At 31.1% G+C, this 24,671-nt stretch carries 20 protein-coding genes, 1 tRNA gene and 3 pseudogenes; 17 read left to right on the plus strand and 7 right to left on the minus strand.

Annotated features, from left to right (window positions below; all coding sequences use genetic code 11):
* The first annotated feature begins 78 nt into the window (after positions 1 to 78).
* The 3 genes from NMU03_RS11860 to NMU03_RS11870 are packed head-to-tail and all read left to right on the plus strand — an operon-like array spanning position 79 to position 2,038.
* The gene (locus tag NMU03_RS11860; RefSeq protein WP_435372905.1) at positions 79 to 411 is read left to right on the plus strand and encodes a type II toxin-antitoxin system PemK/MazF family toxin; all 333 of its coding nucleotides are present in this window, start codon (positions 79 to 81) and stop codon (positions 409 to 411) included.
* Positions 412 to 450: 39 nt separating this feature from the next.
* Positions 451 to 1,320 carry a DUF975 family protein gene (locus tag NMU03_RS11865; RefSeq protein WP_290138596.1) on the plus strand — a complete coding sequence of 290 codons (870 nt, stop codon included), beginning with the start codon at positions 451 to 453 and terminating at the stop codon, positions 1,318 to 1,320.
* Positions 1,313 to 2,038 (plus strand): CPBP family intramembrane glutamic endopeptidase, encoded by a 726-nt coding sequence (locus NMU03_RS11870; protein WP_290138598.1) that lies wholly within the window; start codon positions 1,313 to 1,315, stop codon positions 2,036 to 2,038. The genes NMU03_RS11865 and NMU03_RS11870 overlap by 8 nt, the downstream gene beginning before the upstream one ends.
* 67 nt (positions 2,039 to 2,105) lie before the next feature.
* Here NMU03_RS11870 and NMU03_RS11875 read toward each other — a convergent pair whose 3' ends face one another.
* Both NMU03_RS11875 and NMU03_RS11880 read right to left on the minus strand, forming a co-directional pair.
* Positions 2,106 to 2,627 (minus strand): phosphatase PAP2 family protein, encoded by a 522-nt coding sequence (locus tag NMU03_RS11875; RefSeq protein WP_290138600.1) that lies wholly within the window; start codon positions 2,625 to 2,627, stop codon positions 2,106 to 2,108.
* Entirely contained in the window at positions 2,608 to 4,131 is a 1,524-nt protein-coding gene (locus NMU03_RS11880; protein WP_290138602.1) for an HAD hydrolase-like protein, read from the minus strand. Before NMU03_RS11880 ends, NMU03_RS11875 begins: the two co-directional genes overlap by 20 nt.
* Before the next feature lie 107 nt (positions 4,132 to 4,238).
* Between NMU03_RS11880 and NMU03_RS11885 the strand changes: the two genes are divergently transcribed.
* From NMU03_RS11885 to NMU03_RS11900, 4 genes are all read left to right on the plus strand, one after another.
* A tRNA-Lys gene (locus tag NMU03_RS11885) sits at positions 4,239 to 4,314 on the plus strand.
* Between the two features lie 486 nt (positions 4,315 to 4,800).
* Positions 4,801 to 5,670, plus strand: a complete 870-nt coding sequence (gene map / locus NMU03_RS11890) for a type I methionyl aminopeptidase (RefSeq protein ID WP_290138604.1) — start codon at positions 4,801 to 4,803, stop codon at positions 5,668 to 5,670.
* Between the two features lie 94 nt (positions 5,671 to 5,764).
* Entirely contained in the window at positions 5,765 to 5,959 is a 195-nt protein-coding gene (locus tag NMU03_RS11895; protein WP_290138605.1) for a family 1 glycosylhydrolase, read from the plus strand.
* Positions 5,902 to 7,236 carry a glycoside hydrolase family 1 protein gene (locus tag NMU03_RS11900; protein ID WP_435372906.1) on the plus strand — a complete coding sequence of 445 codons (1,335 nt, stop codon included), beginning with the start codon at positions 5,902 to 5,904 and terminating at the stop codon, positions 7,234 to 7,236. Before NMU03_RS11895 ends, NMU03_RS11900 begins: the two co-directional genes overlap by 58 nt.
* A 31-nt stretch (positions 7,237 to 7,267) precedes the next feature.
* On the opposite strand, the gene NMU03_RS11905 is transcribed toward NMU03_RS11900, so the two are convergent.
* Positions 7,268 to 7,570: a hypothetical protein gene (locus NMU03_RS11905; RefSeq protein ID WP_290138606.1), complete on the minus strand. Its 303-nt coding sequence runs from the start codon at positions 7,568 to 7,570 to the stop codon at positions 7,268 to 7,270.
* Between the two features lie 103 nt (positions 7,571 to 7,673).
* Between NMU03_RS11905 and NMU03_RS11910 the strand changes: the two genes are divergently transcribed.
* Positions 7,674 to 10,223 (plus strand): translation factor GTPase family protein, encoded by a 2,550-nt coding sequence (locus tag NMU03_RS11910; RefSeq protein ID WP_290138607.1) that lies wholly within the window; start codon positions 7,674 to 7,676, stop codon positions 10,221 to 10,223.
* Positions 10,224 to 10,275: 52 nt separating this feature from the next.
* Here the strand turns inward: NMU03_RS11910 and NMU03_RS11915 are convergent, their stop codons facing one another.
* On the minus strand, positions 10,276 to 11,115 hold the full coding sequence (locus tag NMU03_RS11915; protein ID WP_290138609.1) for a putative manganese transporter: 840 nt from the start codon (positions 11,113 to 11,115) through the stop codon (positions 10,276 to 10,278).
* Between the two features lie 154 nt (positions 11,116 to 11,269).
* Here NMU03_RS11915 and NMU03_RS11920 point away from each other — a divergent pair.
* Both NMU03_RS11920 and NMU03_RS11925 read left to right on the plus strand, forming a co-directional pair.
* Positions 11,270 to 13,506: pseudogene (locus NMU03_RS11920) on the plus strand (ribonucleoside-diphosphate reductase subunit alpha); the annotation flags it as partial.
* 10 nt (positions 13,507 to 13,516) lie between these two features.
* Complete coding sequence (locus NMU03_RS11925; protein ID WP_290138611.1) at positions 13,517 to 14,557, plus strand: ribonucleotide-diphosphate reductase subunit beta; 1,041 nt, start codon at positions 13,517 to 13,519, stop codon at positions 14,555 to 14,557.
* Between the two features lie 15 nt (positions 14,558 to 14,572).
* On the opposite strand, the gene NMU03_RS11930 is transcribed toward NMU03_RS11925, so the two are convergent.
* Together NMU03_RS11930 and NMU03_RS11935 are read right to left on the minus strand one after the other, a co-directional pair.
* A complete protein-coding gene (locus NMU03_RS11930; RefSeq protein WP_290138612.1) occupies positions 14,573 to 14,755 on the minus strand; it encodes a hypothetical protein in 183 nt (60 codons plus the stop codon).
* Between the two features lie 41 nt (positions 14,756 to 14,796).
* Positions 14,797 to 15,753, minus strand: coding sequence for an Mbeg1-like protein (locus NMU03_RS11935; protein ID WP_290138614.1), 957 nt, complete (start codon positions 15,751 to 15,753; stop codon positions 14,797 to 14,799).
* Between the two features lie 130 nt (positions 15,754 to 15,883).
* Between NMU03_RS11935 and NMU03_RS11940 the strand changes: the two genes are divergently transcribed.
* From NMU03_RS11940 to NMU03_RS11950, 3 genes are read left to right on the plus strand one after another with little or no spacing between them, the layout of a single operon-like run.
* Positions 15,884 to 16,090, plus strand: a complete 207-nt coding sequence (locus tag NMU03_RS11940) for a hypothetical protein (protein WP_290138616.1) — start codon at positions 15,884 to 15,886, stop codon at positions 16,088 to 16,090.
* A gap of 32 nt (positions 16,091 to 16,122) precedes the next feature.
* On the plus strand, positions 16,123 to 17,340 hold the full coding sequence (locus tag NMU03_RS11945; RefSeq protein ID WP_290138617.1) for an LCP family protein: 1,218 nt from the start codon (positions 16,123 to 16,125) through the stop codon (positions 17,338 to 17,340).
* A gap of 16 nt (positions 17,341 to 17,356) precedes the next feature.
* The gene (locus NMU03_RS11950) at positions 17,357 to 17,740 is read left to right on the plus strand and encodes a DUF3783 domain-containing protein (RefSeq protein ID WP_290138619.1); all 384 of its coding nucleotides are present in this window, start codon (positions 17,357 to 17,359) and stop codon (positions 17,738 to 17,740) included.
* 26 nt (positions 17,741 to 17,766) lie between these two features.
* Here the strand turns inward: NMU03_RS11950 and NMU03_RS11955 are convergent, their stop codons facing one another.
* Positions 17,767 to 19,233, minus strand: a complete 1,467-nt coding sequence (locus tag NMU03_RS11955) for a DUF1846 domain-containing protein (RefSeq protein WP_290138621.1) — start codon at positions 19,231 to 19,233, stop codon at positions 17,767 to 17,769.
* Positions 19,234 to 19,415: 182 nt separating this feature from the next.
* On the opposite strand from NMU03_RS11955, the pseudogene mraY reads away from it, so the two are divergent.
* The 4 genes and pseudogenes from mraY to NMU03_RS11975 all read left to right on the plus strand — a co-directional run bounded on the left by mraY (position 19,416) and on the right by NMU03_RS11975 (position 24,662).
* Positions 19,416 to 20,398: pseudogene (gene mraY / locus NMU03_RS11960) on the plus strand (phospho-N-acetylmuramoyl-pentapeptide-transferase).
* A gap of 12 nt (positions 20,399 to 20,410) precedes the next feature.
* Positions 20,411 to 21,739 (plus strand): annotated as a pseudogene (gene murD / locus NMU03_RS11965) (UDP-N-acetylmuramoyl-L-alanine--D-glutamate ligase); the annotation flags it as partial.
* 157 nt (positions 21,740 to 21,896) lie between these two features.
* A complete protein-coding gene (gene licT / locus NMU03_RS11970) occupies positions 21,897 to 22,733 on the plus strand; it encodes a BglG family transcription antiterminator LicT (protein WP_290138622.1) in 837 nt (278 codons plus the stop codon).
* Between the two features lie 81 nt (positions 22,734 to 22,814).
* On the plus strand, positions 22,815 to 24,662 hold the full coding sequence (locus NMU03_RS11975; protein WP_290138624.1) for a beta-glucoside-specific PTS transporter subunit IIABC: 1,848 nt from the start codon (positions 22,815 to 22,817) through the stop codon (positions 24,660 to 24,662).
* Positions 24,663 to 24,671: the final 9 nt, after the last annotated feature.

Raw genomic sequence — 24,671 nt, forward strand, 5'->3', positions numbered from 1 at the left:
TTTTATATACAGATAATTATTCATTGTGTTCTATTTTTTGCAATTCTTCATATACTATTTGTATGACAGGAGGACATTATGAATAGGGGAGAAATATATTATGCAGATTTATCACCAGTAATAGGCAGTGAGCAAGGTGGATATAGACCAGTTTTGATACTGCAAAACAATAAAGGAAATAAATATTCTACAACTGTTATCGTGGCACCCATTTCTTCAAGAATGACCAAAAATGATTTACCAACACATGTTATTATTGAAACACCTTTTTTAGAGAAAAAATCAGTCATTCTTTTAGAACAAATTCGTACTATTGATAAAAAAAGAATAGATGAACGTTTAGGCATATTATCAGAATCATTCATGGAAAAGGTTAATCAGGCTATTAAAACAAGTTTAGACATTAAATAGCAGATATGCTATAATGTTAGAAATACGAGGAGTGATAAAATGAATATACAAAAAATAAAAGCAAGAGCCGGGCAAATTCAAAATCTCAATAGAGCTCAATATATGCGTATTCTCTTAATGCTTGTCTTACTTGAGTTAATACCTAATTTATTTGATATAGGAGAAGATATTTTATCTCGCTTGCTTTATCTTATAATCAGCATTGCTTTTATAGCAGTGGCTCATGGTTATGTTATAAGTTCACTAAAGATGGTTAGAAATCAATCACAGATGTTAGCAGATGATGATGCTTTTGTAGGATTCAAACGTTTTAAAGAATTGTTTTCTACATATTTATTAACAAATATCGTTACAATTGTATTAGGAATGGTTGCGATGTTTATTTTAACAGTTTTTTTAGGTATCATTATAGGTTCTACTGCAGGATTACCTAGTGAAGCTGTTCTTTTGAATGATTATACACAGATTGTTTCTTATTTAACAAATTTACCTGTTTCAATTTTAGCAACTTTTATGCTATTTTACTTGTTGTTAATTGTTATTGTTTTTGTCATATCTTCATATATGTTTGCAGTTCCATATTTATTAGAAAGATATCATATGACAAACTTAAATGCGATTAAAGAATCATTCCGTTTGATGAAAGGTCATATTTTAGATTTCATTAAATTGAATCTTTCATTTTTAGGATGGATGGTATTGATTATCTTGGTTCAAAGTTTCATAGGAGGATTTTTAGCTTTCTTGCCTGTTTTAGGTTCACTTATAGCAGCTATTATCGCAGGTGTCATCAGTGTTTATACTTATATGCCACGTTATCAGTTATCTAGAGCTATTTTCTTTGAAGAATTAGCATATTATCGTTATGAACAAAATCAGTCATATGATGGAGATGAACAACATGTTTAATAAAAATTTTAGTAGAAGGGTTCCTTCACAAGCCAAATGGATGTTTATTCTTGTTATTTTACCTCTTTATGTTTATTGTGGTTCACTGATTTTAAGTGCTTTGTTTAAATTCTTGATTATACAATTTCATTTTGAATATGATTATAACCAGATTAATGCTTATCTAAATCTTGTTTTTGATCTTATTTTGCTGCTTTTAGCAGGATGGCTACTTAAAGATAGTATGATAGCACAATGGAAGGACTTTAAGAAAAATATTAAGAATAATTTACTTCAAGGCTGTGTTATAGGTGTTTTACTGATTTATGCTTGTCAAATTATTGGAGGATTATTAACACTGGCATTAGGTGGAAATCAATCAAGTGAGAATCAAGAACTGATTGAATCTATCACAGCATCTTATCCTATTTTAATGATTTTTGTATCGTGTGTTTTAGCACCAATTGTAGAAGAAATGTTATTTAGAGGTATTGTTTTTGGTTGGATTTATGAATGGAATCCTCAAATAGCCCATTTCATTTCGTCATTTATATTTGGATTTATTCATATTATGGCAGCTGTATTGACTGGAGATATGTCTGAGTGGGTACAGATTTTCTCTTATTGTTTTATGGGATTTGTATTAAGTTATTTATATGAAAAGAATAATAATATTTATGTCCCTATATTATCTCATATGATGAATAATATCATTTCTATGTGCATTGTTTTACTTTAGAAGATAAGGTTTTTGAATTATATCAAAAGCCTTTTATTATATCTAAAAAAAGAAACCAGCAAGGTTTCTAAATACAATAAATAATGATACCAATACTGATACCTAAAATCATTCCACAAATAACATCACTTAAAAAATGAACAAATAAATAAATTCTTGAAAGACCAGTTAAAAAAGCAAAGAGATAAGCAAAAATACCTAAAGTAGGAAAGAAGAGAAAAAGAACTGTACTACAAGCAAAAGCTGAAGTTGTATGACTGGAAGGAAATGAAGTGTCATGAGGTGTTGGGATAAGTAATTGGATATCTGGATAAAGATGACAAGGACGTTTTCTTTGAATCAGTGATTTGATTGTGATTTGCCCTATCAGTGCAGAGGCTATTAGAGCCATTAATATATGAATAGCCATGGAACGCATAGCAGGATTCAAAAAAGAGATGCCCGTTACAATCAACCATATAATACCAAAATTTCCACAAGAACTAATAAATTTCATGGTATTATTTAAAATAGAATGCTGGTATAAATGGGTCATATAAAATGATAAACGAAGATCAAGGCGATGGATATTATGAAGTATGGTTTTCATTGTCAGAATCTCTCCTTAAGATATAAATGATGATTTTAATAAAGCTAATAAGAATAATTTGGAAGATAAAGATGTTAAAGAGTTGAACACCATCTAAAGAAAACATTTGATTATGGATTAGATAATTCTGATAATCTGGAATCATAGGAATTAATGTATGTAAACTATTGAAAAAGACTCTAAAACAAGATTCAACCATAGCATAATAACCTTGAAAAATCAAAGTGAGAATATGGAAAATATGTTCTTGGTTTTCAAATTGTGGAATAAAGGCAATATAAACAATAATACCTATAAAAATGATTAAAAAAGAAGTTGCTATAATATAAATCAAATTAAAAATAATATCAAGCCATGAAAAAGATGATTCTTCATCCCATTCTTCTTCATCTTCACTTAAATTAGTGAATTCCTCATCTTCTGTTTCAATAACAGGAGGTGATTTTTTCTTATAATTAATCTGTGATAATAGAGCTGTTAATTCCTCTTCTTCTTGAGCATTTAAAGCAGAAAAAGTTTTGGTTTTCATAGGTTCATCAGGCTTTTCATTGCTAGTTGTTTCTTGTGTTTGAATAGAAATTTCAGGCTCTTGTTCAACTTCCTCATCATCAAAATGAAAAGTTTTTCGAGGATGTGTTTTTTGCATATAAACACTTCCATCTTTAACAACAGGTTCATTTAAATGTGATAAATGATAAGCATAAGTTTGATGAACAATCTGATTTAATTGAGAATCATCAGGATAATCATTCTCCCATTTATCTTTGACTTGATCTAATTCTTTTTTAGACATATGTTTATTCATTCCTAAAAGCGCTGAATACATATCTATTTCATTATATCGGTCAAACAACAAAGTATTAAAAACTTCAAAAAAATTATGACAAGTCTGATAAGATGTTTCTTTTTCATATGTACCCGCTGACTTTAAATCCTCACAGAAAATAACATTCATATGTAATCGATTGCTAGCTTTATTTAAAGCTTCAAATGAAGAAATAACTAAAGTGTTTTCAGGTTTTATTTGAAAATGTTCTATAACATTTTCAAGTATTTCAGTACTTGGAAGAGGCATACTAATCATGTCACTTCCAATAATATAGTCAACTTTACGCACGATATTCGCCATTGATAAATATTTTTTGGCATCTTTACTACGATGGGTTGAGATAATTGCCACAGGAATATTTTTTTGATGAAGATATTCAACCAGCTCCAAGAATCCTTCTTTAGGTTTCAATCCTTTATATGTTAAATATTGCAACATTTCTCTTTCTATTTTCGCATTAAAGAGTCCTTCGCTCATGACTTGTTGGATAGGAGTGTTATGATACATATCATACATATTTGAAAGATGATGATAGAAATCATCAAGGGAATATTGAAGTTTATGACTTTCACAAAAATGGTGTGTGTAATTATATCTATATCTATTTAAATCAAAAATAGTACCATCCAATGGAATAATCACCAATTGAATATTTTCAATAGATTGCTTATACATCATCTCACCACCTTTATGTGTAACATTATATCAAATATTATATAAATATTCCATTTAAATATCTTGATTTTTAATGAAGTTTAGTGTATTATATATTCGTTAATCATCTCTCCGTAGCTCAGCTGGCAGAGCATCTGACTCTTAATCAGAGGGTCCACGGTTCGATCCCGTGCGGGGAGACCAGTAAACAAATACCGAAAAACATTGTTTATATCAGTGCTTTTCGGTTTTTATTTGCTTAAACATAACACGTGAAGTAGACTAAAGTTTATGAAAACTTGCTATTTTTTAGCTATTTTCCTTAAATGTTTTCTTATTTTTATAGAAATAATTTGAAATAAACAATAAGTAATGAATCTTAGATATTTACATAATCTTAATATAAAATTTATAAAAAATCGCTTTATATAAAATCTAGTTTTGTTAGAATAAATATGGCTATTGTTAATCATCTTTTGTCAGTTCTATTTTACAATAGCCTTTAATCAAGAGAATACAGATTCTCACTATCTCATGTTGTCAAAATCAATCTCTTAACACACATTAGGCAACCTTTAAAAAATCAGATAATTCTGATTTTTTATTTTTTTATACGAATTTATTTACAACTATGAAAAAGAAGTTTAAACTATAAGTTAGCAATATTTAACTAAAAGAAAGAAGGATTATATGAAAAAATTAAGTCATGATGAATGTTGGTGTGGGAGTCATAAAAAATATAAAAAATGTCATGAAAAATTTGATAAAAGATTACGTTATTTCAAAAAACAGGGATATGTGATTCCTAGTCATGCGATGATTAAAAATGAGAAACAGATTGAAGGCATTAAACAGGCCGCATTGATTAATAATGGTTTATTAGATTATATAGAAAGTCATATTTGTGCAGGAATGTCAACTTTACAAATAGATGATATGACAGTAGAGTATTTAAAGGCGCATGATGCGACTTCTGCTGATCTTCATTATCAAGGTTATCCCAAAAGTATATGTACTTCAGTCAATGATGAAGTTTGTCATGGGATTCCTAGTGAGGATGTGATTTTAAAATCAGGAGATATTATCAATGTGGATGCAACATCTTGTTATAAGGGATATTATGCAGATGCATCGCGTATGTTTATGATCGGTGAAGTGAGTGAAGAAGCGAGAAAACTTGTCGCTGTAACAAGAGAATGTTTATACAAAGGAATAGAAGCTGTGCGTCCATTTAAAAGTACGATTAGCGATATTGGTAAGGCCATTGAAACACATGCCCATCAACATGGTTTTTCTGTTGTAAGAGAATTTTGTGGACATGGTGTAGGTTTATCCATGCATGAAGATCCCTATGTTTTACATTATGATCCTCATTATCCAACAACGTTGCTTGTTCCGGGCATGGTTATCACTATCGAACCGATGATTAATGCTGGAAAACGTTATGTTCATATAGGACCAAATGGTTGGTCAGCTTTTACGGATGATGGTTCATTATCAGCTCAATGGGAACACACTATCCTTGTCACTGAAACAGGTGTAGAAATATTATCTATGTAAAGTACCGAAATGATTCGGTATTTTCTTTTTATGAAATTATTTTCATCCTAATGAAAAAAGAGTACAATAGATAATAGTTAAGGAGGTAGAGAAAATGAGTTTTCCTAAAAATTTCTTATGGGGAGGAGCTATTGCTGCTAACCAATGTGAAGGAGCGTGGCTAGAAGATGGAAAAGCTCCTAATGTCACTGATATTATGGTTGGAATTATGTCTAAAGAACCAGGTTTAAAATGGAATCAAGAAACAAAAAATATGAAATGTGTCTTGATCCACATAAAGCTTATTTAAGTCATGAGGCCATTGATTTTTATCATCGTTATGAAGAAGATTTAGAATTAATGGCAGGAATGGGATTCAATTGTTTTAGAACATCTATTGCTTGGGGAAGAATTTTTCCTAATGGAGATGAAACAGAACCTAATGAAAAAGGATTAGAGTTTTATGATCGTTTAATTGATAAAATGATTGAATTACATATGGAGCCAGTGATTACATTAAGTCATTATGAAACACCTTTACATTTAGTAACAGAATATGGTGGTTGGAGTCATCATCGTTTAATTGATGATTGGAAACGATATGTGACGACTGTTTTTAATCGTTATAAGGGGAAAGTCAAATATTGGTTGACTTTTAACGAAGTTAATAATTTATTAAGAAATCCATTAGTTGCTGGTGGTGTTTTAACATTAAATCCTGAAAATCCTGATGATCCTATTGGTTCAACAACTTTTGAAGATAAATGGCAGGCTTATTATCATATTTGTGTAGCGAATGCATGGACTGTAAAACTTTGTCGTGAAATTGATCCTCAAGCCAAGGTAGGATGCATGATGACATCTTCTTCAGTCGCAACCTATCCATATAATTGTGATCCGGATAATGTCTGGGGTGCTTATGATACAGTCAGAATGTCAAATTTCTATTTTGCTGATGCTTTTTGTTTTGGTGAAATTCCTGGTTATGTTAAACGTGTTTGGAAAGAACATGATTTTCAACCAGTCATGGACAAACAAGAACTTGAATTGATAAAAGAATATACTGTAGACTTTTTCTCATTGAGTTATTATCGTTCATCAACATATGATAAAGAAAGTGTGATGTCAGGAGATACAGGTGGTATTTTGGGAAAAGAAAATCCTTATCTTGAAGGATGTTCCCCAGAACCTTGGTGCTGGCCTATTGATTCTAAAGGAATCCGTTATGTCTTGAATGTTTTATATGATCGTTATCATTTACCTTTATTTATTGTTGAAAATGGGATTGGCTTAGATGAAAATATTGATGAAAATGGACAAATTGATGATGCTTTTAGAATGACTTATGTAGAAGATCATTTGAAATATGTTCATGAAGCCATTCAGGATGGTGTTGAAGTGATGGGATATCTTTATTGGGGACCTATTGATATTGTTTCGGCTGGAACGGGAGAAATGAAGAAGCGCTATGGTTTTGTCTATGTTGATCGTTTTAATGATGGACATGGTACATTAGAACGTCATATTAAAAATTCATATTATCGTTATAAGGAAATTATAGAAAGCAATGGTGAAATTCTTTTATAATAAAAAAGTTTTAGGCGAACCTAAAACTTTTTTATTCAAATAAAGTAAATCCTAGATAATACACAAGTTCATGAAACATTTTGGTATTAAAACCATAACAAATGCAATCATCTGGTTCACCATCCCAATCGTTATTTAATTGATCTAATAAAGGTTGTACCTGTTCAGGTGTTATATCTCCTGTCGCATAAAATTCACTATGATCTTTCATTCCAGCATATTCTCTAGCTGGAGAAATAGATAAATCTGGTTTGATTTGATACAGTAAATCTTTAATCAATTTTTCATCTTTTGCATCTTCACTTGAAATAATCACATGAAGTCTTAAAAACATAATATCCCTTCTTTCATCCCTATTTTATCATATTTTTAACACATGAAAAGATGTATTTGATAAAAAAATAGTGTATAATATTTTTTCAAGATAGGAGGTCCATATGAAGAAAATTGTTATTGGTATATTAGCTCATGTTGATGCGGGAAAAACAACACTTTGTGAGAGTATATTGTATCATTCAGGACAGATTCGACAATTCGGGCGTGTTGATCATCAAGATACTTTTTTAGATTATGATAGGCAAGAACGTTCACGTGGTATTACGATTTTTTCTAAACAAGCTTATTTTCAATGGAAAAATACACAGTTTATTTTAATGGATACACCGGGTCATGCTGATTTTTCGGCTGAAATGGAAAGGACATTACAAGTTCTTGATTATGCGATTATTGTGATTAATGGCATGGATGGTGTACAAGCTCATAGTGAAACAATTTGGCATTTACTTGGGCATTATCATATTCCTACTTTTATCTTTGTCAATAAAATGGATCAGACAACTTATCATCAAGATGAACTTCTTTTCAATTTAACACAAAAATATAATGATCATTGTTTCGATTTTACTTTACCTATCAGTCAGCTTTATGAAAACTTGGCTTTGGTTGATGATGCATTGTTAGAAGAGTATATGGAAACACAAAAGATTTCTTTAGAACATATTCAAATAGCAATCCAACAACGACAGCTTTTTCCAGTGTTTTTTGGCTCAGCTTTAAAAAATCAAGGGATAGAAACTTTTCTTGATACCTTAGACACATATACTATAGAGTCTACATATCCACAAGATTTAGATGGTTTTGTCTTTAAAGTGACTCATGAACAAGGAAGTCGTTTGACGCATGTTAAATTAACTGGTGGTGCATTGCATGTCAAAGATATGATTGGTGATGAAAAAGTGGATCAGATTCGTTTTTATAATGGTTTGAAATATACTTTGGTGTCAAGTGCTAAAGCAGGTGATGTTGTGGCTTTAAAAGGATTAAAAAATTTTTTACCAGGAATGTCTTTAATGAATCAAACATCAATCAAACCGGTTATGATTCCATATATGAATTATCGGATTGTTTTATCTCCTCAATGTGATCAGCATCAAATGTTGAAAAAATTACAAATGTTAGCTCAAGAAGATCCAACTTTACAAATTTCCTATATGCCTGAAACTCAGGATATTTATGTTCAATTGATGGGTGAAATTCAAATTGAAATCTTACAAAATATCATTCGTGAAAGATTTCAAGAAGAAGTGCATTTTGATCATGGTGAGATTTTATATAAGGAAACTTTAGCAAAACCAGTTGAGGGAGTCGGACATTTTGAACCACTGCGTCATTATGCTGAAGTCCATGTTTTATTAGAACCACTAGAAAGCGGCAGTGGTTTGGTATATGAAAGTCAATGTTCAACAGATATATTACCACTCAATTATCAGCGTTTAATTGTGACTCATTTTCAAGAAATTGAGCATCGTGGTGTTTTGACAGGTGCACCAATTACTGATATGAAAATAACCTTATTAACAGGAAAAGCCCATCAAAAACATACGGAGGGTGGAGATTTTCGTGAAGCGACTTATCGTGCGATACGTCATGGTTTAAAACGTGGAGAATCTATTCTATTAGAACCCTATTATGATATTCAGATGCGTATTCCTCAAGAATCCTTGAGTCGTGTGCTTTATGATATGGAAAAAAGGCATACAAAAGTGACGATGGAAGACAAACAAGGCATGGTGAATCTATATGGTGAAGGACCAGTTTCTTGTTTACAAGATTATCAACAAGAAATTATTGCATTGACAAAAGGTAAAGGCTATATGTCTTGTTCATTAAAAGGCTATTTCCCTTGTCATAATCAAGAAGAAGTGATTCTACAAAAACACTATGATAGTGAAGTTGATCAAGAATATCCTACCGGTTCTGTATTTTGTCAACATGGTGCAGGATTCTATGTGAAATGGCAGGATGTAGAAAAATATATGCATATTCCCTATCAATATAACAAACATAAAAAACGTGAAAATATATCTCAAGAAATGAAATCTTATCAAAATGAAGATGAAGAACTGGATGCTATTTTTCAACGCACCTATGGGCTAGTCAAACGTCGCTTGGCAGATGATTATTATCGTCCTCAACCTAAACAGGAATCTATGCAAGTTCAAGTGAAACCAGAATGCCTTTTGATTGATGGATATAATGTGATTCATTCTTGGTCGACATTAAAAGAAATCGCCCACGAGAATTTGGCTGTTGCTCGTGATCGCTTGATTGATATTTTAGGTAATTATCAAGGATATAAACAATGTCTTATGATTATTGTTTTTGATGCCTATAAAGTTAAACAAAATCCAGGGCATCAAGAACGATTACATAATGTTTATGTTGTTTATACTAAAGAAGCACAGACAGCAGATATGTACATCGAGCGTGTGACACATCAGTTAGCAAGTGAATATCGTGTCGTTGTTGCGACTTCTGATGCATTGGAACAATCCATTGTGATTGGAAGAGGGGCACGTCGTATGTCATCAAGAGAACTAGCTTTAGAAGTAGAAGCTGTCAGTCGTGAACATTTTCAGGAGTTTCAAAGAAAACAACCAAAACATCATGAATTTTTATTAGAGGATGTTAAAAATTATAAAAAATAAAAACGCATAGTGCTATGAAGAATAAAGTTTTCTTATAGCATTTTGCGTTTTTTTAAAAGATTTGTAAAAGAATACCCATTAGTGAAGCACTGATAAACATAATAAACATGATTCTTAAAATATCTTTTTTATTATCATACATACGTAACAATACAAGTAATCCTAAACCAGCACTTGTCATTAATCCAGCAAATAAAGTTCCAAAACTTAAAACACCATCAAGATAAAGTTGAGAAAGAATGACGCTGGCAGCACAGTTTGGAATAAAGCCAGTGATAGCACCCAAAATAGGTTGTAATAATGAACCATGAACAAAAATATAGTTAAGAGTCTGTGTACCAATTTCCTCCATGAGCCATGTTAAAGCAAAATTAACAATGAAAATAAAGATAAAGATTTTTAAGGTATGCAACAAAGCTAGATAGACAATTCCATGACCATGTTCTTCTTCCTGACAATGTTCATGGATATCATGTAAACTATGGTTTTGATGAAGATGATGCGATTGGATTAAAGCATCCACAAGATATCCAACACTTATCGCTACAATTATTTTTAAAAGAATAATCAAGAATAATGTTTGTGATTGTTGTGGTTGAGCAATCAAAATAGGAATAGCGTCATCACTTGTCGCAATAAAAACTGATAATAATGTTCCTAAACTAATACTTTGATTCATATATAAGCCACTGGCAATGACAGAAAATCCACATTGTGGAATAATACCTAAAAAACTACCAATCAAAGGACCAAGTCTTTGTGCTGATGCAAGAAAGGTTTGAAATCTTTGATTATTTTTATGTTCAATGTATTCCATTAATAAATATGTGAAAAATAAAAAAGGAACCATTGGGATTAAATCATGTAAAGAATGTTCTAATATATGTATCATATTGACCTCCAATAGGCTACTATCTTAGCATAATTTTAAAGAAAATGCTAATGATATGATGTTCAAATTTTTATGGGCATATCAGTGGTCAAATGAATTTTTGATATGATAGAATGCATTCAAGGATGTGAAATAAATGAATACAAATAAAGAAATGATAGATGCTTTTTTAAAAGTCTTTCATCATCAAAAATTTGCTTGTGTTTTGAATAAAGTTAATCAGGACTTTTGTCAAAACAATGATTATTTACAACGTTTATATCAAAGGTGGCATCATTTTTATCATGTTTCCATGACAGAACATGATGCTTTGACAGCTTTGATTCAAGTGAGTTTAGAAATGATCAGTGTTGAAGAACCACAATGGGAAATGATAGCAGCAAGATTTTTAGCTTATGATATTCATCAACAAGTGGCAAAACAGATGAAATTACGACAAATTTCTTCTTTTTATCAGAAAATAAAATATTTAACACAGGAAGGATATTATGGCAGCTATATTTTAGAACATTATACTTTACAAGATATTGAGGTATTGGAAAATTATTTACAAAATGAACGTGATGAATTATTTAATTATAGTGGACTTGATTTATTATACAAACGTTATTTAATTCACGATTATTCTCATCAGGTGTTAGAAACGCCACAAGAAATGTTTATGGGAATGGCAATGCATCTGGCAATGAAAGAAAAACAACGTGTGTTTTGGGCAAAACAGTTTTATGATATTTTCAGTACTTTAAAAGTTACGATGGCAACACCAACCATGGCTAATGCCAGAAAACCATTTCATCAAATGAGTTCATGTTTTATAGATGTTGTGGATGATTCTTTGCAAGGTATTTATCAAAGTTTAGATAATTTTGCACAGGTTTCTAAGTATGGTGGTGGTATGGGATTATATTTTGGTAAAGTCCGTGCCAATGGAAGTTCTATTCGTGGATATAAAGGGGCAGCAGGTGGTGTCATACGTTGGCTCAAACTCGTTAATGATACTGCCGTTGCGGTTGATCAGTTAGGTGTGCGCCAAGGTGCAGCAGCGGTTTATTTGGATGTATGGCATAAAGATTTACCAGAATTTTTACAAATTAGAACAAATAATGGTGATGATCGTATGAAAGCACATGATATTTTTCCAGCCGTTTGTTATCCTCGTTTATTTTGGAAACTTGCTAAGGAAAACCTTGATGCACCATGGTATATGATGTGTCCTCATGAAATTTATGAAGTCAAAGGCTATCATTTGGAAGATAGTTATGGGGATGAGTGGCAACGACGCTATCAAGAATGTATTGAGGATGAACGTATCTCTAAAAGAGTCATGAGTGTTAAAGAAGTTGTGAGATTGATTATTCGTTCACTTGTGGAAACAGGAACACCATTTGCCTTTAATCGTGATGAAGTGAATGAAATGAATCCTAATCATCATCAGGGTATGATTTATTGTAGTAATCTATGTAGTGAAATTGCTCAAAATATGCGAGCTATGACTTTTTGGGCCAAGAAGTCATAGAAATTGATCATGAAAGCATTGTCGTAGAAAAAACAAAACCTGGGGATTTTGTAGTCTGTAATTTAGCTTCATTAACACTAGGAAGAATTCAGGTTGATGACGAAAATGAACTTCAACACATTATTCAAACAACAATACGTGCTTTAGATAATGTTATAGATTTAAATTATTATCCTTTACCTTATGCGAAAATAACCAATCAAAAGTATCGTGCTGTTGGTTTAGGAACAAGTGGTTATCATCATTTGTTATGCCAACAAGGAATTCCTTTTGAAAGTGAACAACATTTACAATTTGTTGATCAATTATATGAAAAAATCAATTATTATGCTTTAAAAGCATCTTGTGCTTTAGCCAAAGAAAAAGGAAGTTATGCTTATTTTTCAAAAAGTGATTATGATACAGGTGATTATTTTCAAAAACGTCATTATCAATCTACAAAATGGCAAGAATTACAGAAACAAATTCATCAATATGGTTTACGCAATGGTTATTTAATGGCGATTGCACCAACATCATCAACATCTATTATAGCAGGAACAACAGCGTCCATTGATCCTATCATGAAAAAGTTTTTTATTGAAGAAAAGAAAGGAACGATGATGCGACGTGTTGCACCGGATTTAAATCCTCAAACTTTTTGGCTTTATAAAAATGCTCATTATATAGATCAAAGCTGGGTTATTCAAGCTGCAGGAATACGTCAACGTCATCTTGACCAATCGCAATCCGTCAATATTTATATGACTCAAGAATTTACTTTTAGAAAGTTATTGGATCTCTATATTTTGGCTAGTGAATGTCATGTGAAGACACTTTATTATGTGAGAAGTCAATCTTTAGAGGTTGAAGAGTGCGAATCGTGCAGTGCATAAAGGAGGATATATGGAATTAAAAACAAAAGCATTATTTAATGAAAAAGGTGATATAGATGTTAGAAAACGTCGTATGATTAATGGGAATACAACCAATTTAAATGATTTTAATCATATGAAATATCAATGGGTTCATGACTGGTATCGACAGGCTATGAATAATTTCTGGATTCCAGAAGAAATTAATCTTTCACAAGATATCAAAGATTATCGTTTATTAAAAGAAGAAGAAAGACAGGCCTATGATAAAATTCTTTCTTTTCTTGTTTTTTTAGATTCCTTACAAACAGCAAATTTACCCCATATTGGTGAATATATAACAGCTAATGAAATTAATCTTTGTTTAACCATCCAAGCATTTCAAGAAGCTGTTCATTCACAAAGCTATAGTTATATGTTAGATACGATTTGTTCTCCAGCTAAACGAGATGAAATTCTTTATCAATGGAAATATGATAAGCATTTATTAAAACGTAATCAGTTTATTGGTGAACAGTATAATGCATTTATTCAGCAATCTGATGCTTTTACATTGATGAAAACAATCATGGCAAACTATATATTGGAAGGTATTTATTTTTATAGTGGTTTTATGTTTTTTTATAATTTGGGTCGTATGGGAAAAATGCCGGGATCAGCACAAGAAATTCGTTATATTAATCGTGATGAAAATACACATCTATGGTTATTTAGAAATATGATTATTGAATTACAAAAAGAAGAGCCACAACTTTTTGATAAAGACAAAATAGAAGTTTATCGTGATATGCTTAAACGTGGTGTAACAGAGGAAATTGCTTGGGCACAATATGTATTAGGGGATCGAATTGAAGGACTTACGCTTTCTATGATTAGTGATTATATTCATTATTTAGGTAATTTACGTGCGACATCATTAAATTTTGAACCTCTTTTTGAAGGATATGATCAAGAACCAGAAACGATGCAATGGGTTCATCAATACAGTCAGGCGAATTTGATTAAAACAGATTTCTTTGAAGCAAAGTCAACAGCTTATGCTAAAGCAACTGCAATTGAAGATGATTTGTAATGAAAAAAGGGCAGCTTATTGCCCTTTCTTGATTTTCTTCGCTTCTAACCAAAGCATATGTAAAACTTCTAATAACATATTACGTGTTTTAGGTTTTAATAAAGTAATTTCTTTAATGGCAGTCATAATATGTTTATAAGAAATATGTGATAAATCAGAAAAATTATATATATTTAAACTATCAAATAATGAAAACATAGCTTCCACAAATTGATGTTTTTCTTCATGGCTTAGTTTTTCTAAAAAAGAATGACTTTAATCGCAAATTGAACACTTTCATAAGAAAGTTCATCCTGTTCAAAATGCTGGGCATTGATTTGCCATGAAAATGCATTGTGTTGCATCATACCAACTTCTTGACTTTGGACAACGGTATAATTTTCTTCATGACCTAAAACGATACCAAAGAAAGAATAATGTGGAATATAGCTGTGTATACGTGGGAGCATTGTTTGATAGGCGGTTGATTGTAAAATCTCGTCTTGAAAGCCTGGACCATCAAAATTATCAATCTGTTGAATGCGATTTTGGATGGTTTGATGACAAAAACATCCAGCAAAAATAGCGAGATTTCCACCTTTAGAATGACCCACAAGCCATAGGGGACGGTGCTGCTTGTATTCAAAATGTTTTTTGAAACGTTGCCATATAGAAGAAGATAAAAAAGGATTTTTTAAATCTTGAATGAGTGAAAAAGAAAGTGGTAGTTGCGCAACATGTTCTAAAAAGCGAACCGAAGATTCTTGGGCAGGAACAGTTTTTTCACAAAGCATTAAAAAATCTTCATGCCAGCCTATCAAAGAATCATCTGTTCCACGATATGTAATCACAATACGACCATCTTCTAATAATAAAGCCATTGCAGCAAATTGTTTGACCAGTTCTTTATTGACATCATTGACATAAGCAAGAATTTGAATGTTTTGATAACGAGGACTTTGTGCCATCTTTTCAAAGAGTTCATGACTTGGAATTTGAATTTTTGAAAGTTCTTCAACAGAAAGCGTTTGATTTCTTTGGTGATATTGATCATAGACTTCTTGTAAAGTTGGATAATCTAAATGATTGATAAGATCATCTAAATAAACATAGGCGAGTTCACTAAAAATTAATGCATCAATTTCATTGTATGGAAATTGATTGGCTAAAAGATCGCCACGTAAATCTACATAATTTAAAATTGTATTGACGTTCATTTTATCACCCTTTTCTTTATGTAGGTGATTATTTTACATGATTTTTATGATAAATGCAAATGACAATGATATAATAATTCATTGCGAAAGATGTCGAAATATGATACGCTAACAAAAAGGATGTGGCATTATGCAAAAAATAGATAATAAATATTTACGTCGTATTGTATATAGTATTCAATTTTTAATGTCTATTGTTTTACTAGCAACAATGTATTTTATTCAATTTGTGCCTATGAAATATTTCATAAGTGCTGTTGTTGTTTTACTCGTATTTATGGTTGGAGAGTATTTCTTAATTTTTTATAAGAAAAAGGAAGCAAACGCTCATTATTAACACAATTGTTAAGTCTTTTATTGAGTTGTTTCATGGCAGTAGGTTCATTTTATATTTATAAAACTGGACAGGTTGTTGATTTATTAGCTGATGAACAATTTCAGACACGTGCTATTTCTGTCGTTGTTTTAAAAGATTCAACGATAAAAAATGAACATCAATTACCTAAACATTTGCTTTCACATGTTTCTTATGTTGATGAATCGACTATGGATTATACAATTGCACAGATTGAAAAAGAAGTAGGAAAGATTTCTTTAGAAGATTCTTCAGATTTTCATCAGTTAGTTACTAAGCTTTATCAAAAAGATGTGGATGCGATTATTTTAGATGAAGCTTTTAGAAGTCTTGTGGAACAGGAAAAAGAAAACTTTAGTCAGGAAACACGTGTTATTTATCAAGTGAAGCGTGATGAAGCAGCTGTCAATGCTAAAAATGTTGATGTAACACAAAAGCCATTTCTTATTTATATGAGTGGAAATGATGAATATGGCGATTTAACGGCAGTATCACGTAGTGATGTTAATATGTTAGTCGGAATTAATCCTGTAACAAAGCAGATTTTGTTAATTAGTATTCCACGAGATACGTATTATCCACTTCATCGTAATGGACAATATGATAAATTTACACATACAGGTATGTATGGTTTACAAGAAAGTATTGATACTTTAACGGATATTATTCATCAAGATATTAATTATTATGTTCGTATGAATTTTACTTCTTTTATGGATATTGTTGATGCTTTAGGCGATATTACTGTTAATTCAGCTGATGAGTTTACAACGAAGATAGGTGGGTATCATATTCAAAAAGGAGAAAATCATTTGAATGCAAAACAGGCGTTAGCCTTTGTAAGAGAAAGAAAATCATTTTTAGATGGAGATTTTGCAAGAGGAAGAAATCAACAACGTATGATTTCTGCCATTGTGAAAAAAATGTGTTCACCAGCGATTTTAACATCTTTTTCTGATGTTTTAGATACAGTGAGTCAAAGTATTGAAACAAATATGTCAAGCGAGGAAATGAATGCTTTGGTTCAAATGCAATTGGCCGATATGCCTCAATGGGATATTCAGTCTTATCAGATTACTGGTGATAGTGCTTCTATGCCTTGTTATTCATTAGGGATGAATGCATCTGTTATTATTCCTCATGAGTTATCAATACAACAGGCAAGTGAGTATATTGATCAATTCATGGCTAATGAAAAAATAGAAACACAATTAGGAGATTTACAACAATAAAAGAAAGGATTTTATAATGAAAGATACGATTTTGGTTTATTGTTTACCACAGGATATAAAGACAAAAATAGAAATGATTGGAAAAGATTTAAATATTTCTGTTAGTGAAATAGCAAGAGAAGATGTCAATCAGACAATGGGATATTTACTTCAAATGGATGGTTATTCTTTTCAAGAAGGAGCAACACCATCCATGAAGATGGAAGACCCTTTTGTATTCTTTGCCTTAAACAATGATGAACAACTTGATTTATTATTACAAATGTTTCGTATGAAAGGAATTCCATTTATTCCTTATAAAGCTGTTTTAACACAACACAATGTTCATTATCGTTTTGTTCAATTATATCAAAGTGTTGCTGAAGAATATTTATATATGACAAATCAGAAACCTCAATAGCAGGTTTCTTTTTTATAAAGAAAATCCTAAGCACTGGCATGCTTAGGATCACAAGTTAAGTTCATTTTTAATTTTCTTAATGTTTCATTATCTTTATTGCTTAAAATAACTGTTGAATGAATTTCGCAATCTTTTAATAATGTTAGAGCTTCAAGACATTTTTTAGCATTTTGATCATGTGCAGAAGCAATTGTTAGTGTTAGTAAGACTTCATCAATATCTAATAATGGGGTTTTCATATTTAAATAATCATTTTTTAGTGAAAGAATAGAATGTAACATTGTTGGTGAAATCAATTCAATATCTTGTTCAATACCTGCTAAATATTTTAGCGCATTTAACATAGCTGCACTAGATGCACGTAATAATGATGATGTTTTACCACTGATTAAATGACCATCATTTAATTCAATCGCACAAACAGGACCTTGACGTGTTTTCGCAACTTCTCTGGCAACAATGGCACATTTACGATTTTTAGCGTCAACACCAGCTTGAGATAAAAGCATTTGCATTTTTTCTAAAGATTGATCATTGATTTTTCCCATTAAATAATCAACTTGTGCATGGTAGTAACGGCGTACAATTTCACGGCAGCTTGCATCTTTTGCAGCTTCATTATCAATAATTGCGTAACCTGCCATATTGACTCCCATATCTGTTGGAGAAGCATAAGGTGATTCACCAAAAATCTTTTTGAACATTGTATTCAAGACAGGAAAAATTTCAATATCACGATTATAATTGACAGTTGTTTCACCATATTTTTCAAGATGAAATGGATCAATCATATTGACATCATTTAAATCAATAGTTGCAGCCTCATAAGCCAAGTTAACAGGATGCTTTAATGGTAAATTCCAAATAGGAAAAGTTTCAAATTTCGCATAACCAGCACGAATACCATGTAAATGCTCATGATATAACTGTGATAAACAAGTGGCCATTTTTCCTGAACCAGGACCAGGAGCTGTAACAACAACTAATGGTTTCGTTGTGATAATATAATCATTCTTTCCAAATCCTTCAGGTGAAATAATGTGGTCAACATTATGAGGATATCCTTCAATAGGATATTGCATAAAGACTTTGATACCACGTTTTTCTAATTTTGTTTTAAAAGTATCAGCAGAATTTTGATGTTGATATTGCGTGATTGTAACACTTCCAACATATAATCCTACATGTTCATATTCATTAATTAATCTTAAGACTTCATCATCATAAGAGATTCCTAAATCTCTTCTCATCTTGTGTCTTTCTAAATCTTTAGCACATACAGCAATAATGACTTCAACTTTATCTTTTAAAGTCAATAACATTTTCAGTTTACTATCAGGTTCAAAACCAGGTAAAACACGAGAGGCATGGGTATCATCAAAAAGTTTTCCTCCAAATTCCAAATAAAGTTTATTGTCAAATTGGGCAATTCTTTCTTGAATGTGTTTAGATTGTAATTCTACATATAATTCATTACTAAATGCTTTTTTCATTTTCTTCTCACTCCTAGTCAACATTATATAGAAAATGAATTGAAGATAAAGAAAATAATAAAAAAATATTATGTCGATAAATAATGGTAATTATTCAATAAAGATGAGCTTTTTTGATTGTTGTTATTGTGTAAAAAATATGATATATTGTAAAAAGATAAAAGAGGTAAAGGAGTCTTATTATGTTTAATATGGTCTTTTTAAAAATTGTTTTGAATTTTTTAGTGGGATTTATTCTTGTTTTAGCAGTGATGCCTAAAGCGATAAGTTATTTAAAAAAACTAAAATTTGGGCAAGTAGAAAGAGAAGAGGGTTTACAGTCGCATAAAGCAAAAGGTGGAACACCAACGATGGGGGAACAGTTTTTATTTTATGTGCGATTGTTGTTGTGTATATTTTAAATTTTACTTCATTCAATAATCCTTATATTCATTTATTAACATTTGCATTTTTAGGTTTTGGTTTGGTAGGATTCATTGATGATTATTTAATTGTTGTAAGAAAAACAAATGAAGGATTAAAGCCTTTATATAAATATGCTTTACAGTCTGTTGTCGCAATTGCTTTTTATGTTTTAGCAAAGATTTTTATACCACAGTTTGATACAGCAATTTCTATTCCTTTATTACATATGGAAGTGGATATTGGATGGCTTTATCCAATTCTGGTTTATTTTATGTTTACAGCTGGCAGTAATGCAGTTAATTTAACAGATGGTTTAGATGGTTTAGCAACTGGTTTATCAATGATTGCTATTTCTGTATTTGTTATTTTTGCGATTATGAATAAAAATTATGAAATTGCAATTTATGCAATGGCGGTTATTGGAACATTGCTTGGATTTATGTGCTTTAATTATCATCCAGCACGTATTTTTATGGGTGATACAGGATCGCTGGCCTTAGGTGGATTATTAGCAGCTTTAGCGGTTTTAACACGTCAAGAATTATTATTTATTTTAATTGGCGGGGTTTTCTTGGTAGAAACATTATCTGTCATTATTCAAGTTGTGTCTTTTAAAACAAGAGGAAAACGTGTGTTTAAGATGGCACCGATTCATCATCATTTTGAAATGCTTGGATGGACTGAACAACAAGTTGTTATTTCATTCTGGTTTTTAGGATTTATTTGTGGAATTATTGGAATTGTTTTAGGAGTCATGTAATATGTTGAAAGGAAAAAAGTTTTAGTTTTAGGACTAGCAAAAAGTGGTAAGGCGGCAGTTGAGCTTTTAGATGCTTTACATGCTTCAATTACTGTTAATGAATTTGCTAAAAAAGAAAAAATTGATTGTTATGATGAATATGTTAGTCGAGGTATAGAAATGATTGTTGGGGGGCACCCCGATGAATTATTTGAAAGAAATTTTGATTTTGTTGTAAAGAATCCTGGTATTAATTATCATAAACCTTTTATTTTAAGATTAAAGGAAAGAGGAATTCCTGTATATACCGAGATTGAATTAGCATATCAAGTTGCGAAGATGCAAAATTATATTGCGGTTACAGGAACGAATGGAAAAACAACAACAGTCACTTTAATTGATACAATTTTAAGACAAGCTAATCATCAAGTTTGTTTGGCTGGAAATGTGGGAACACCTTATGCTTCGCTTGTTTTAGAAAATGATTTAATCAATGAAGAAGGCTATGATGTTGTTTTGGAAATGTCAAACTTCCAATTGTTGGATATTGATAAGTTCCATCCTCATATTTCTACAATTATCAATTTAACACCAGATCATTTAGATTATATGGCTTCGTTAGATGAATATTATGCATCGAAAACGCGCATTTATATGAATCAGGATAGTCAAGATTATTTTATTGAGAATTTAGATGATCCTATTTTACAGGATTATTTAAAACGATACCCTGTAAAAGCTCAACGTGTGACTTTCTCATTGTCTCAAGAGGCTGATTGTATGATTCAAAATCAGGCTATCTATTATAAAGGAAAACATGTGATTGATTTAGATGAAATCAAAATTGTTGGTCAACATAATGTTCAAAATATGATGATTGCGATTATTGCCTGTGCTTTAAGTGGTGTTTCACTTGCCAGTATTCATCAATCATTAGTTTCTTTTCAAGGTGTGGAACATCGTATTGAGTTTGTTAGAGAATATCAAGGTGTTAAATATTATAACGATTCTAAAGCAACCAATACTGATGCAGCTATCATTGCTTTAAAAGCTTTCCAACAACCTGTTATTTTGTTAATGGGTGGACATGAAAAAGGATTGGATTTATCTGAAATGGCGACATATCAATCGCAGATTTCAGCATTGATTTGTTTTGGTGAAGCCAAAGAGAGATTTGCAAAAGAAATGCATTGTCCTCATACTTATGTTGTGGAACATATGAAAGATGCCATTATGAAAGCAAAAGAAATTGCTCATGAGGGAGATATTGTTTTACTATCACCTTCAACAAGTTCATTTGATGAATTTAGTGGCTATGAAGAAAGAGGAAGAGTTTTTAAAGAAATTGTTTATCATTTTTAATGATGAAAAGAATCTGAAAGCGTTGACAAGAAAATTGAATAATGCTATGATTATGTTGTAATTTATGGATAGTCATTGCATAGATAAGGCAACACTAAACCTGTTTACAGATATTTTTTCTGTGGCAGGTTTTTTCTATTTTAGAGAGGTGATGGGTATGATTATAAAAAAGATTTTAAATAATAATGTTGTTGTGACGACAAATCAGCAAAAAGAAGAGATTATTGTTATGGGGAAAGGTTTAGCATATGGTAAACGTACAGGAGATAATATTGATGTAGATAAAATTAATAAAACTTTTGAAGTGTGTTTGAAGCCTAATCAAAAGAAGATGATGAATATGCTGAAAGATATTCCAATTGAATATATGGAAATATCAGATTTTGTTATTCAAAAAGCAAAACAGGATCTAAAAGTGGATGACTCTCTTTATATTAGTTTAACAGATCATATTCATACCAGTATTGAACGTTATAAGGAAGGAATACCTTTAAAGAATCATATGCTTTTTGATATTAAACATTTTTATCCTAAGGAGTTTGAATTGGGATTGTTGACTTTAAAATTGATTGAAGAAAAATATCATATTTGTATGGAAGAAGATGAAGCAGCTTTTTTAGCATTACATATTGTCAGTAGTGAAGTCGGTAAAAATATTAGTGATGTATACGAAATTACAAATTTTATTTTGGAAATTGTAGACATTGTAAAGAAATATTCTCAATTGGAATTGGATGAAGATTCATTGTCTTATCAACGATTTGTAACTCATCTTAAATTCTTTGGGTTACGTATTTTTAATAAAACAAAATTGGATGATGATGCATCTTTGAATAATGATTTATTAGAAATTATGAAAGAAAAATATGTAGATCCTTATCTATGTGCATCTCAAATACAGGCCCATATCGAAAAGACTTATCATTATGAATTGGATGATGAAGAAGTATTATTTTTAACGATTCATGTTGCTAAAATTATTTCTAAGAAATAATTTGCAAATATATTGGATGGTAACATTAAGTTGGCCAAACCTTCACATTTTGAAGTTTTCAAAGGAATGGAGGAAAAGAAAATGAAATATGAAAAACTTTCAAAAGACATTATTAAAGCTGTGGGAGGAAAGGAGAACATTGTATCTTTACAGCATTGTATGACACGTTTGAGATTTGCTTTAAAAGATGAGTCAAAAGCAAATGATCAACAAATAGAAGCGATTGATGGCGTGCTTTCTTTGATTAAAAAAGGAGGACAATATCAAATTGTTATTGGAACACATGTTCATGATGTTTATCTTGATGTTTGTCAGTTGGCAGATATTCAAGAAGATGGCAATGATGGTACAGAAAAAGAAAAGAAAGGCATTTTTAATGCAATATTTTCAACGATTATTGGGTGTATAGGGCCTATTATTCCTATTTTAGTAGGAACGGGACTAGGTAAATGTATTTTGCTATTTGTTTCTATGATGGGTTGGGCAGATGCTGAATCATCAATGACATATTATGTTTTTAATTTTGTGTTTGATTCAGGAATTACATTCTTACCTGTTTTTACAGCAGTTGCTGCAGCTAGACATTTTAAATGTAATATGTATATGGCAGCTGTACTTGGTTGTGCTTTAGTTCATCCAAACTGGAATGCGATTGTTTCGGCTACTGACCCAAAGTTTATCGGTGATATGTTTGGCTTTTTACCATTGTATGGCATGCCTTATACATCAACACTCATTCCATCTATTTTGATTGTTTATGTGATGAGTAAATTAGAATTTGGTTTAAATAAAGTTTTGCCTGAATTAGTGAAAGGTATGTTAACACCATTATTAACTTTACTTATTATGACACCAATTGCATTTATTGTATTAGCACCAGCAATGGGAATTATTTCTATTTATTTAGGAGAAGCTTTATTATGGGTTTATAATACTTTTGGAATGTTTGCGATTGCGATTATGTGTATTGTCTATCCATGGATGGTTGCTACAGGTATGCATGCAACTTTAGCGATTGCAGGTATTCAAATTTTATCTCAATCAGGTTATGATCCATTTTCAAGAACATTGACACTAACAGCGAATATGGCTCAAGGCGCTGCAGCATTTGCTTGTGCCGTGAAAACCAAAAATAGTGATTTTAGAAACACATGTCTTTCAGCCGGATTTACAGCATTCTTTGCAGGAATTACTGAACCTTGTATTTATGGTGTCACAGTTCGTCTAAAAAAACCAATGTATGCAGTTATGATTGGATGTTTTGCAGGTGGTTTATATGCCGGATTTTGTGGATTAAAAGCTTTTGCGTTTATGACACCAAGTATTGTGAATTTTCCAATGTGGATTGGTGGAGATAATCCAAACAACTTAATGAATGCTATTATTACAATGATTATTTCTGCTGTTGTGACTTTTATTACGACTTTACTCATTGGTTTTGATGATATTGAAGAAGAGCATCAAAAAATTGAAAATAAATTCAATCAGGTCAATTGTCCTGTCAAAGGAAAAATTATTTCTTTAGAAGAAGTTCATGATGAAATGTTTTCTAAAGAAGTTTTAGGAAAAGGTGTTGCTATTATTCCATCAGAAGGAAAAATTTATGCACCTGCAAATGGTGTAATTAGTGCCACATTTGAAACAAAACATGCGATAGGAATGACAACGGATAATGGAACTGATATACTTATTCATGTCGGAATAGATACAGTTAAGTTAGAAGGAAAACCTTTTGTTCAACATGTTGAAAAAGGTGAATATGTCAAAGCAGGAACTTTACTATTGGAATTTGATATGAAAGCTATTGAACAAGCAGGGTTTGATTCTACAACAATGGTTGTGGTGACAAATTCTCAAGATTATTTGGAGGTGATTCCTACAAAATTAGAGAAAATAAATAAAAATGATCCAATTTTAACAATTATTTAAGAGGAAGTG

It is taken from the genome of Allocoprobacillus halotolerans, from assembly GCF_024399475.1.
Lineage (GTDB): Bacteria > Bacillota_I > Bacilli_A > Erysipelotrichales > Coprobacillaceae > Allocoprobacillus > Allocoprobacillus halotolerans.

Coding starts and splice junctions, on each gene's coding strand:
- NMU03_RS11930 (WP_290138612.1), bottom strand. CDS start 14,755: ATGTTTTCATTATTTGATAGTTTAAATATATATAATTTTTCTGATTTA.
- NMU03_RS11940 (WP_290138616.1), top strand. CDS start 15,884: ATGCAAAAAATAGATAATAAATATTTACGTCGTATTGTATATAGTATT.
- NMU03_RS11910 (WP_290138607.1), top strand. CDS start 7,674: ATGAAGAAAATTGTTATTGGTATATTAGCTCATGTTGATGCGGGAAAA.
- licT (WP_290138622.1), top strand. CDS start 21,897: ATGATTATAAAAAAGATTTTAAATAATAATGTTGTTGTGACGACAAAT.
- NMU03_RS11935 (WP_290138614.1), bottom strand. CDS start 15,753: ATGAACGTCAATACAATTTTAAATTATGTAGATTTACGTGGCGATCTT.
- map (WP_290138604.1), top strand. CDS start 4,801: ATGAAAAAATTAAGTCATGATGAATGTTGGTGTGGGAGTCATAAAAAA.
- NMU03_RS11915 (WP_290138609.1), bottom strand. CDS start 11,115: ATGATACATATATTAGAACATTCTTTACATGATTTAATCCCAATGGTT.
- NMU03_RS11870 (WP_290138598.1), top strand. CDS start 1,313: ATGTTTAATAAAAATTTTAGTAGAAGGGTTCCTTCACAAGCCAAATGG.
- NMU03_RS11895 (WP_290138605.1), top strand. CDS start 5,765: ATGAGTTTTCCTAAAAATTTCTTATGGGGAGGAGCTATTGCTGCTAAC.
- NMU03_RS11950 (WP_290138619.1), top strand. CDS start 17,357: ATGAAAGATACGATTTTGGTTTATTGTTTACCACAGGATATAAAGACA.
- NMU03_RS11880 (WP_290138602.1), bottom strand. CDS start 4,131: ATGTATAAGCAATCTATTGAAAATATTCAATTGGTGATTATTCCATTG.
- NMU03_RS11875 (WP_290138600.1), bottom strand. CDS start 2,627: ATGAAAACCATACTTCATAATATCCATCGCCTTGATCTTCGTTTATCA.
- NMU03_RS11945 (WP_290138617.1), top strand. CDS start 16,123: ATGGCAGTAGGTTCATTTTATATTTATAAAACTGGACAGGTTGTTGAT.
- NMU03_RS11865 (WP_290138596.1), top strand. CDS start 451: ATGAATATACAAAAAATAAAAGCAAGAGCCGGGCAAATTCAAAATCTC.
- NMU03_RS11860 (WP_435372905.1), top strand. CDS start 79: ATGAATAGGGGAGAAATATATTATGCAGATTTATCACCAGTAATAGGC.
- NMU03_RS11975 (WP_290138624.1), top strand. CDS start 22,815: ATGAAATATGAAAAACTTTCAAAAGACATTATTAAAGCTGTGGGAGGA.
- NMU03_RS11955 (WP_290138621.1), bottom strand. CDS start 19,233: ATGAAAAAAGCATTTAGTAATGAATTATATGTAGAATTACAATCTAAA.
- NMU03_RS11925 (WP_290138611.1), top strand. CDS start 13,517: ATGGAATTAAAAACAAAAGCATTATTTAATGAAAAAGGTGATATAGAT.
- NMU03_RS11905 (WP_290138606.1), bottom strand. CDS start 7,570: ATGTTTTTAAGACTTCATGTGATTATTTCAAGTGAAGATGCAAAAGAT.
- NMU03_RS11900 (WP_435372906.1), top strand. CDS start 5,902: ATGGAATCAAGAAACAAAAAATATGAAATGTGTCTTGATCCACATAAA.